This window comes from Bradyrhizobium sp. CCBAU 11430 (assembly GCF_028128855.1).
Lineage (GTDB): Bacteria > Pseudomonadota > Alphaproteobacteria > Rhizobiales > Xanthobacteraceae > Bradyrhizobium > Bradyrhizobium ottawaense.
The window spans coordinates 47,578-57,964 of record NZ_LBJV01000042.1; the positions used below are offsets into that span (position 1 = coordinate 47,578).

Here is a 10,387-nt window from a genome sequence, read left to right on the forward strand (position 1 = left end):
GTGCCCCGGGGCGTTTTTTTACTTGCCCATTTGTGTCGCGAAACGCCGCGAGTAGCCCCGCAGCGACTCCTGCGTCGATATATTTCGTACCGGCCTGTTTGTCAGTGCCGCAGAATCCAGCGGCAGTTTTCGGTTGAAATGGAAATACAGGTTGGGCCTGTCGTCCTACGTTACCCCCACTGCAAGCTCGGCCACGCGTCCCGTACACGCCCGACCAAGACGCTGCTCACAGGTAGGTGACTGAGCGTAACGCCGCTGCCCCACGCTCCGTCCTTTGGACATCGAACACAAAACGAGACGGAGCACGATCATGTCACTTTGGCGCAGCTTTTTCGTCGCCGCGAGCCTGTTGGCGGCCCCCCTCAGCCTCGCTCACGCGCAGACACCGCAGACGGTGAAAGCAAAGAACGTCGTGCTGGTGCACGGCGCCTGGGCCGACGGCTCGAGCTGGTCGGAGGTGATCCCGATCCTCCAGGCTGCGGGCCTGCATGTCACGGCCGTGCAGAATCCGTTGTCGTCGCTTGCGGACTCGGTCGAGGCCACCAAGCGCGCGCTGGCCGAGCAGGACGGACCGACCGTGCTGGTCGCGCATTCCTGGGGCGGCACGGTGATCAGCCAGGTCGGCACCGATCCGAAGGTCACCGGCCTCGTTTATGTCGCCGCACGTGCGCCCGATGCGAACGAGGATTTCGTCGCGCTGTCGAAGCAATTCCCGACCGGCCCGGTGCGCGCCGGCATCGTCGAGCGCGACGGCGACACAAAACTTTCGGAAGACGCCTTCCTGAAATATTTCGCCAATGGCGTGAAGCCGGAGCAGGCCAGGGAGCTTTATGCCGTGCAATGGCCGACCGCCGCGTCGATCTTCGCCGGCCGCACCACGGAAGCTGCGTGGCATTCGAAGCCGAGCTGGTACGCGGTGTCGAAGAACGACTACACCATCAATCCGGATCTCGAACGCTTCCTCGCCAAGCGCATGAACGCCACCACGGTCGAGCTCGATGCCGGCCACCTCTCGCTGGTGTCGCATCCGAAGGAGGTCGCGAATTTGATCCTGGAAGCCGCGGGATATCCGCGGAGCTGAAGCGATCGCTGAAATGCGGAAGGCGCCTGAATTGCTCAGGCGCCTTTTTTTGTTTTGCTCAGCCGTCGTCCCTGCGAACGCAGGGACCCATAACCACAGGGAGCAGTTTGGCGAAGATTGGTCGTTCGGGACTCGCACCTCATCCCCACCGATAGATCACGCGGTATGGGTCCCTGCGTTGGCAGGGACGACAGCGTGGGTGTGGCTGGCGCTATCGCATCAAACTCGCAGTGCTAATCCAGTCCCTGTGCCGCCGGCATCTCCTGCGTCGGCAAAATCGTCGCCGACGGCTTGGCCTGACCGACGGTCGGCGCGACGGTTTGCGGTGTGGCCTCGGCCGGCTTCGCCTGGGCGGCAGCGGTCTGCTGCGGTGCCTGTGCCTGCGGCGCTTGAGTCTGCTGCGTCACAGGCTCGGCCGGCTTGGCGGCGGCGACCGGCGTCTCGCTGCGCGGCGGGGCCGCCCTGGGCAGCGGCACGGTGCGGCTCGCCACGTGCGGGATCGAGGCCGGCGGCCGCGGCGGGCCGCTGCGGATCACGGTCGGCGGCGGCAGCGCGCTTTGCGGACCGTAAGGCGAGGCCGCGCGCTCGTCATAGGCGGGCGCCATGCCGTAGGCGTCCGCGGCCGGCATGAAACGGATGATCCGCCCGTCGCGGGCATCGATCACGAGCCGGCCGTCGTCGCCGCGACGGTCGATCACCGCGATGGTGTAGACGCTGCCGCGCAGGCGCGGGATGCCGAGCGGCGAGAAGCCGTTTTCGCGCAAGACCGCGTAGACCTCGGTCGACGGCAGCAACGCCGGACCGCGCTCTTCGTAGCCATAGCCGGGACCGTAGCCTTGGCCGTAACGCGGCGGCAGTGGCGGGGCGGCTTCGGGGGACGCATAGGGTCCGTCGAAATCCGACACCACGATAGCCGCCCCTCCTGCGATACCTTTCGCGGGAACTTGCGCCAGAACCTGCCCATGCCCGGCGCTCATGGCGAGCGCCAGCGTGGCAGCAGCCACACATCCTGTGAAAAACTTCATCGTCGACACGCTCCTGTCAGGCCCCCGAATGCCTCGCGCTCTTTCGCCTCTTGCGGCGTGGCGCGCCTTTCGAAGGGCTGATCCGAAGCTTCATTTGGGATTTCGGCGCCCACAGGGCCGGATCGGGGCGCGTTTGCTTCAAAACCGGGGCCGCGCAACTTTCGGAAAGCGATTGATTGACATATCGGGAATCGGGACTTCCACGCGCTTGTGTGATAGACAAAAATTTGGCAAGGTGACGGTTAGGACAGGAAGACTGTCTCAATTTTGCTTGCGGTTCCGGCATAGGGATTGCAACGAAAGTCGGTGCTTTCGAGCACCATAAGGCAACAGGCAAAGCCGTTCTCGGGGACGAAGAACGCCTAGGCCTGAATTTAAGAAAATGCGGCTCGCAGCGGACGAGCGGTGACCCAGAGGCGGGTGCCGCGGAACGCCCAAGGTGCGCCGAAGATGGCGGTGAGGCAGCTTGCCGCATGGAGAGGATTGGAACAATGAACGGGTCGCAATTCGAGAGCGCAAACATCGTGGCAGAAGAACTGTCGGCGACGGTCGCCTCGAAAACGACCGATCCGATTCAGGAACACAATTCGCGCCCGCCAGCCGTTGGCCTCTACGATCCGAGCCTGGAAAAGGATTCCTGCGGCGTCGGCTTCATCGCCAATATCAAGGGCAAGAAGTCGCACGAGATCGTCGCGGACGCGCTGAGCATCCTGTGCAATCTCGAGCATCGCGGTGCCGTCGGCGCCGACCCGCGCGCCGGTGACGGCGCCGGCATTCTGGTGCAGATCCCGCACGCCTTCTTCAGCCGCAAGGCCGGGGAGCTCGGCTTCGCGCTGCCGGCGCCCGGCGAATACGCCATCGGCGCGCTGTTCATGCCGCGCGACACCGCATGGCGCAACGTCATCAAGAGCATCATCGCCGACCAGATCAAGGAAGAGGGCCTGACCCTGCTTGGTTGGCGCGACGTGCCGACCGACAATTCCTCGCTCGGCGTCACCGTGAAGCCGACCGAGCCGGCCTGCATGCAGGTGTTCATCGGCCGCAATGGCACCGCCAAGACCGAGGACGAGTTCGAGCGCCGGCTCTACATCCTGCGCAAGTCGATCTCACAGGCGATCTACCAGCGCCGCGACCGCGGACTTGCAGGCTATTACCCCTGCTCGATGTCCTGCCGCACCGTGATCTACAAGGGCATGTTCCTCGCCGACCAGCTCGGCAAGTACTATCCCGACCTGCACGAGAAGGATTTCGAGAGCGCGCTTGCCCTGGTGCATCAGCGCTTCTCGACCAACACCTTCCCGGCCTGGTCGCTGGCGCATCCCTATCGCATGATCGCGCATAACGGCGAGATCAACACGCTGCGCGGCAACACCAACTGGATGGCGGCACGCCAGGCCTCGGTGAGCTCCGAGCTCTACGGCAAGGACATCAACCGGCTCTGGCCGATCTCCTACGAAGGCCAGTCGGACACCGCCTGCTTCGACAACGCGCTCGAATTCCTGGTGCAGGGCGGCTACTCGCTGCCGCACGCCGTCATGATGATGATTCCGGAGGCGTGGGCCGGCAATCCGCTGATGGATGAGAAGCGCCGTGCCTTCTACGAATATCACGCAGCGCTGATGGAGCCGTGGGACGGTCCCGCCGCGATCGCCTTCACCGACGGCCGCCAGATCGGCGCCACGCTCGACCGCAACGGCCTGCGGCCCGCGCGCTATCTCGTGACCAAGGACGACCGCATCGTGATGGCGTCCGAGATGGGCGTGCTGACGATCCCCGAAGATCAGATCATCACCAAGTGGCGGCTGCAGCCCGGGAAGATGCTGCTGGTCGACCTCGAGCAGGGCCGTCTCATTCCCGACGACGAGATCAAGGCCGAGCTCGCCAAGAGCCATCCCTACAAGGAGTGGCTGGAACGGACCCAGATCGTGCTGGAAGAGCTGCCGAAGGTGCCGACCACCGGCGTGCGCTCCAATTTGTCGCTGCTCGATCGCCAGCAGGCGTTCGGCTACAGCCAGGAAGACATCGCCATCCTGATGACGCCGATGGCGGCCACGGGCGAGGAAGCCGCGGGCTCGATGGGCAACGACACGCCGATCTCGGCGCTGTCGGACAAGGCCAAGCCGCTGTTCACCTACTTCAAGCAGAACTTTGCGCAGGTCACCAACCCGCCGATCGACCCGATCCGCGAGGAGCTGGTGATGAGCCTGGTCTCCATCATCGGACCGCGGCCGAACCTGTTCGATCTGCAGGGGCTTGCCACCACCAAGCGCCTTGAAGCGCGCCAGCCGATCCTGACCGACGCGGATCTCGAAAAGATTCGCTCGATCTCGGATGTTGCCGAGTCGCACTTCAAGTCGCGCACGCTCGACACCACCTTCCACGCCGGTCTCGGCGCGGCAGGCATGGACCAGGTGCTCGACGAGCTCTGCGCGCGCGCCGAAAGCGCGGTGCGCGAAGGCGTCAACATCATCATCCTGTCCGACCGCATGGTCGGCACCGACCGGGTTCCGATCCCGTCGCTGCTGGCCTGCGCCGCCGTGCATCATCATCTTATCCGCACCGGCCTGCGCACCTCGGTCGGCCTCGTCGTCGAGTCCGGCGAGCCGCGCGAAGTGCATCACTTCGCCTGCCTTGCCGGCTACGGCGCCGAAGCGATCAATCCTTACCTGGCGTTCGAAACCATCATCGCGATGAAGGACCGCCTGCCCGGCTCGCTCGACGATTACGAGATCGTCAAGCGCTACATCAAGTCGATCGGCAAGGGCCTTTTGAAGGTGATGTCCAAGATGGGCATCTCGACCTACCAGTCCTATTGCGGCGCGCAGATCTTCGACGCCGTCGGCCTCAAGGCCGACTTCGTCGCAAAGTTCTTCGCGGGCACGCATACCCGCGTCGAGGGCGTCGGCCTTGGTGAGATCGCCGAAGAGGCGGTGCGCCGTCATGCCGACGCGTTCGGCGAGGCGCTGGTCTACAAGGGCGCGCTCGATGTCGGTGGCGAATACGCCTATCGCAGCCGCGGCGAGGACCATGCCTGGACCGCCGAATCGGTGTCGCTGCTGCAGCACGCCGCGCGCGGCAATTCGCAGGAGCGCTATCGCGCCTTCGCAAAGATCCTCAACGAGCAGTCGGAGCGCCTGCTGACGCTGCGCGGCCTGTTCCGGATCAAGAACGCGGACGAAGAGAAGCGCAAGCCGATCCCGCTCGACCAGGTCGAGCCCGCCAAGGACATCGTCAGGCGCTTCGCCACCGGCGCGATGAGCTTCGGCTCGATCTCGCGCGAGGCCCACACCACGCTCGCGATCGCCATGAACCGGATCGGCGGCAAGTCGAACACCGGCGAAGGCGGCGAGGAAGCCGACCGCTTCAAGCCAATGCCGAACGGCGATTCCATGCGCTCGGCGATCAAGCAGGTCGCCTCGGGCCGCTTCGGCGTCACCACGGAGTATCTCGTCAACTCCGACATGATGCAGATCAAGATGGCGCAGGGCGCCAAGCCCGGCGAAGGCGGTCAGCTGCCCGGCCACAAGGTCGACGCGACCATCGCCAAGGTCCGGCACTCGACGCCGGGCGTCGGCCTGATCTCGCCGCCGCCGCACCACGACATCTACTCGATCGAGGATCTGGCGCAGCTCATCTACGACCTCAAGAACGTCAACCCGACGGGTGACGTCTCGGTCAAGCTCGTCTCCGAGATCGGCGTCGGCACGGTCGCCGCGGGCGTCGCCAAGGCGCGCGCCGACCATGTCACCATCGCGGGCTTCGAAGGCGGCACCGGCGCTTCGCCGCTGACCTCGATCAAGCATGCCGGCTCGCCGTGGGAGATCGGCCTTGCCGAAACCCACCAGACGCTGGTGCGCGAGCGGCTGCGCAGCCGCATCGTGGTCCAGGTCGACGGCGGCTTCCGCACCGGCCGTGACGTCGTGATCGGCGCACTGCTGGGCGCCGACGAGTTCGGCTTCGCCACCGCGCCGCTGATTGCGGCCGGCTGCATCATGATGCGCAAGTGTCATCTCAACACCTGCCCGGTCGGCGTCGCGACCCAGGACCCCGTCCTGCGCAAGCGCTTCACCGGCCAGCCCGAGCACGTGATCAACTACTTCTTCTTCGTCGCCGAGGAAGTCCGCGAGATCATGGCTTCGCTCGGCTTCCGCACCTTCAACGAGATGGTCGGCCAGGTTCAGCTGCTCGACCAGACCAAGCTGGTCGCGCACTGGAAGGCCAAGGGCCTCGACTTCTCCAAGCTGTTCGTCAAGCAGAAGGAAGAGAAGGGCCAGAAGATCTATCACTCCGAGCGCCAGAACCATCATCTGGAAGCGGTGCTCGACCGCACGCTGATCGAGAAGGCAAGGCCTGCGCTCGACCGCGGCGCGCCGGTGAAGATCGAGGCCACGATCAACAGCACCAACCGTTCCGCCGGTGCGATGCTGTCGGGTGCGGTCGCCAAGATCTACGGCCATGCCGGCCTGCCGCACGACACGATCCATGTCGGCCTCAAGGGCACCGCGGGTCAGGCCTTCGGCGCGTGGCTGGCGCAGGGCGTCACCTTCGAGCTCGAGGGTGAAGCCAACGACTATGTCGGCAAGGGCCTCTCGGGCGGCAAGATCATCGTCAAGCCGCCGGCCAACAGCGGCATCGTGCCGGAAGAGAGCATCATCGTCGGCAACACCGTGATGTACGGCGCGATCCAGGGCGAGTGCTACTTCCGCGGCATCGCCGGCGAGCGCTTCGCCGTGCGCAATTCGGGCGCCGTTGCGGTGGTCGAGGGCGCGGGCGATCATTGCTGCGAATACATGACCGGCGGCATCGTGGTCGTGCTCGGCAAGACCGGGCGCAACTTCGCGGCCGGCATGTCGGGCGGCATCGCCTATGTCCTCGACGAGACCGGCGACTTCGACAAGCTCTGCAACCTGGCGATGGTCGAGCTCGAGCCGGTGCTGTCGGAAGAGCTGATCAACGCCGGCACCTACAATCACTCCGGTGACCTCGAGGCGCATGGCCGGGTCGACGTGTTCAAGAATTTGCTCGACTCCGACGTCGAGCGCCTGCACGTCCTGATCACGCGCCACGCGAAAGCGACCGGCTCCAAGCGCGCCGCCGACATCCTTGCCAATTGGAAGGAATGGCTGCCCAAATTCCGCAAGGTGATGCCGGTCGAGTACCGGCGCGCGCTGCGCGAAATGGCCGCCAACGCGGACGCCGAGCCGAAAATCGCGATCGGGGCGTAAGAGAAAGCCCTCATGGTGAGGAGGCGCGGAAAGCGCCGCCTCGAACCATGAGACCATCATCCGGGCCTCTATCCTTCGAGACGCGGCGCGAAGAGCGCGCCGCTCCTCAGGATGAGGAGTGAGAGAACAAACGACTAAGCGGCAGGGACTTCGGGTTTAATGGGCAAGATCACGGGTTTTCTCGAAATCGAACGGCATGACCGCAAGTACACCCCGGTCGCCGAGCGCGTGAAGCATTACAACGAGTTCGTCCTTCCCTTGACCGAGAAGGAAACGCGCGACCAGGCCGCGCGCTGCATGAACTGCGGCATTCCCTATTGCCACGGCACCGGCTCGGTCGCGCCCGGCACGCCCGGCTGCCCGGTCAACAACCAGATCCCCGACTGGAACGACCTCGTCTACCAGGGCAATTGGGAAGAAGCCTCGCGCAATCTGCACTCGACCAACAATTTCCCGGAGTTCACCGGCCGCATCTGCCCGGCGCCGTGCGAGGCCTCCTGCACGCTCAACATCGACGACAACCCCGTCACCATCAAGACCATCGAATGCGCGATCGTCGACCGCGCCTGGGACAATGGCTGGCTCAAGCCTGAGGTCGCGTCCGTCAAGACCGGCAAGAAGGTCGCGGTGATCGGCTCGGGCCCGGCCGGTATGGCCTGCGCGCAGCAGCTCGCGCGCGCCGGTCACGACGTGCACCTGTTCGAGAAGTACGCCAAGGCCGGCGGCCTGCTGCGCTACGGCATCCCTGACTTCAAGATGGAGAAGGGCGTCATCGACCGCCGCGTCAAGCAGATGGAAGGCGAAGGCGTCACCTTCCACTACAACAGCCATGTCGGCGCTGACGGCAATGTCGATCCGCGCGAGATGCTCAACGAGTATGACGCGGTGGCGCTGACCGGCGGCGCGGAAGCGCCGCGCGACCTGCCGATTCCCGGCCGCGAGCTGTCAGGCATCCACTACGCCATGGACTTCCTGCCGCAGCAGAACCGCCGCGTCTCCAGCGAACCCCTGAACGGCGTCCAGGAGATCCTGGCCGGCGGCAAGCACGTCGTCGTCATCGGCGGCGGCGACACCGGATCCGACTGCATCGGCACCTCGCTGCGTCAGGGCGCGCTGTCGGTGACCCAGCTCGAGATCATGCCCGCCCCGCCCGAGCGCGAGAACAAGGGCCTGACCTGGCCGAACTGGCCCTTGAAGATGCGGACGTCCTCCAGCCAAGCCGAAGGCGCAGTGCGCGAATACGCCGTGCTGACCCAGAAGTTCTCCGGCGAGAACGGCCAGGTCAAGAAGCTGCACTGCGTCCACGTCGATGACAAGTTCAAGCCGATTGCCGGCACCGAGTTCGAACTCGACGCCGAGCTCGTCCTGCTCGCCATGGGCTTCGTCCACCCCGTGCACGAGGGTCTCTTGAAGCTGCTCTCGGTCGAGCTCGACCCCCGCGGCAACGTCAAGGCCAACACGCTGGACTACCAGACCTCCCGCCCGAACGTGTTCACCGCCGGCGACATGCGCCGCGGCCAGTCGCTGGTGGTGTGGGCGATCCGCGAGGGCCGGCTGTGTGCAAGGTCGATTGATACGTTCCTGATGGGGAAGACGGATCTGCCACGCTGAGCTGTCATTCCGGGGCGCGCCACTTGGCGCGAGCCCGGAATCCATCAGGCCGCAAGCTTAGTGGATAAATGGATTCCGGGCTCGCGCTTCGCGCGCCCCGGAATGACGAGCGGAGAGAGCCTCGCCCCCGCGCTGCATCTCACTCCGACGTGTGCCGACAGGCGCACTAATTCTGCAGCCTCACCCCCACCAACACCACCGTCCCCTGCGAGCTCGAGCCCGCCTGGTTCGAATCCAGGATGTCGTGGCGCAGCGTGCCCTTGACCCAGATGTTGCGGTTGAGCTTGTAGATCAGATTGCTTTCGAACGAGTAGGTCTTGTCGTTGCGGTTCTGGCCCTGGTAGTCGAGCGTGCCGTAGGTGAATTTTCCGACCGCGGTGAGCCAGCGGCGGAAGTCGTGATCGACTTCGGCCGAATAGGTGCGCACCAGGACGCCCGAGGAGCCGGGGACGGTGGTCTCCGCGATCTGCGTGTCCGTGAAGAATTTCACCGTGGTGAGGCCGCTCGCATTCCAGATCAGCGAGCCCGAGGTGAGGAAGCCAGCAAGCTGGCTGAGGCGCGGGTCGGTATAGTTGCGCGCGGAATAGCCGACCGAGATTTCGCCGGTGAGGATGCGCGAGAATTCGAAGGACGAGCCGACCTTGGCATAACCGCCGTTTGAATCGCGGAAGTAGCCGTTGCGGTCGGCGGCCTGGTCGTGGATTCGGGTGTCGCCCTGGATCTCGACGAACGGCTTCAGGCCCGGCTTGAGGTCGTAGGAGAAGCGCCCGACGCCGCCATACTGGTTGAAATCGCGATCGCCGTTGCTGAAGGTCGAGCCGTCGGTGAGCTTGGAGTCCGTGTAGGCGGTGCGATCGACAGTGGCGCCCGCGGCGACCTGGAAACGATTGAAAGTCTGGTCGAAGCCGACCGTGGTGCCGTAGGCGGCGTAAACCGGATATTTCTGCAGGCCCGCCTGCACGTTCGGGCTGCCGGGATTGTCGGTGGCGAGCCGCAGGCGCAGCTGCGAGGTCAGCTTGAGGTCGCGGTCGACGTCGAGGCGGCCGTCGACATGGCCAGTGAAGTCGGGACGATTGATCTCGACCGGCGAAGGCGAGGCAAAGCCGTCGATCGTCGCCGGCATGTTGTTGGTGTAGCCGGAGAACGAGCCGCGCAGATCGGCGACCAGCGCGTGGCGCTCCCAGTCGGACATCACCAGCAGATCGGGTGCGACGACGTAGACCGGCGATCCCACCGGCTTGTTGAGACGCGCAGGATTGGTGTCGTAGCCGGTGGAGAGCTCGAGCCCGCCCTTGATTAGAAAACTGCCGGCGTAGTCGCCGACGGCCCCAAACGCATCGTCATCCGCCTTGAGGCGACGGCGCAGCGGCTGGCCGGGCACGGTGCCCGCCATCGCCGCCGGCACCGGCGCCTTGTTGGCGGAGGCGGATGGCGGCGGCGCGATT

At 65.1% G+C, this 10,387-nt stretch carries 5 protein-coding genes; 3 read left to right on the plus strand and 2 right to left on the minus strand.

Annotation, left to right across the window (positions count from 1 at the left end):
- Nucleotides 1-310 precede the first annotated feature (310 nt).
- Nucleotides 311-1,081, plus strand: coding sequence for an alpha/beta fold hydrolase (locus XI04_RS11185; RefSeq protein ID WP_028140007.1), 771 nt, complete (start codon nucleotides 311-313; stop codon nucleotides 1,079-1,081).
- A gap of 233 nt (nucleotides 1,082-1,314) precedes the next feature.
- Here XI04_RS11185 and XI04_RS11190 read toward each other — a convergent pair whose 3' ends face one another.
- Nucleotides 1,315-2,106 (minus strand): hypothetical protein, encoded by a 792-nt coding sequence (locus XI04_RS11190; protein WP_271623692.1) that lies wholly within the window; start codon nucleotides 2,104-2,106, stop codon nucleotides 1,315-1,317.
- Nucleotides 2,107-2,597: 491 nt separating this feature from the next.
- Between XI04_RS11190 and gltB the strand changes: the two genes are divergently transcribed.
- Nucleotides 2,598-7,331, plus strand: a complete 4,734-nt coding sequence (gltB, locus tag XI04_RS11195) for a glutamate synthase large subunit (RefSeq protein WP_271610645.1) — start codon at nucleotides 2,598-2,600, stop codon at nucleotides 7,329-7,331.
- A gap of 159 nt (nucleotides 7,332-7,490) precedes the next feature.
- The gene (locus XI04_RS11200; RefSeq protein WP_271610646.1) at nucleotides 7,491-8,942 is read left to right on the plus strand and encodes a glutamate synthase subunit beta; all 1,452 of its coding nucleotides are present in this window, start codon (nucleotides 7,491-7,493) and stop codon (nucleotides 8,940-8,942) included.
- Between the two features lie 166 nt (nucleotides 8,943-9,108).
- Here XI04_RS11200 and XI04_RS11205 read toward each other — a convergent pair.
- Nucleotides 9,109-10,387, minus strand: a 1,279-nt coding sequence (locus tag XI04_RS11205; protein WP_271623693.1) for an outer membrane beta-barrel protein, incomplete at its 5' end; no start/stop codon positions are given.

What these genes read in the sequence shown, in the direction of transcription:
- gltB (WP_271610645.1), top strand. Translation starts at nt 2,598, where the DNA reads ATGAACGGGTCGCAATTCGAGAGCGCAAACATCGTGGCAGAAGAACTG.
- XI04_RS11200 (WP_271610646.1), top strand. Translation starts at nt 7,491, where the DNA reads ATGGGCAAGATCACGGGTTTTCTCGAAATCGAACGGCATGACCGCAAG.
- XI04_RS11190 (WP_271623692.1), bottom strand. Translation starts at nt 2,106, where the DNA reads ATGAAGTTTTTCACAGGATGTGTGGCTGCTGCCACGCTGGCGCTCGCC.
- XI04_RS11185 (WP_028140007.1), top strand. Translation starts at nt 311, where the DNA reads ATGTCACTTTGGCGCAGCTTTTTCGTCGCCGCGAGCCTGTTGGCGGCC.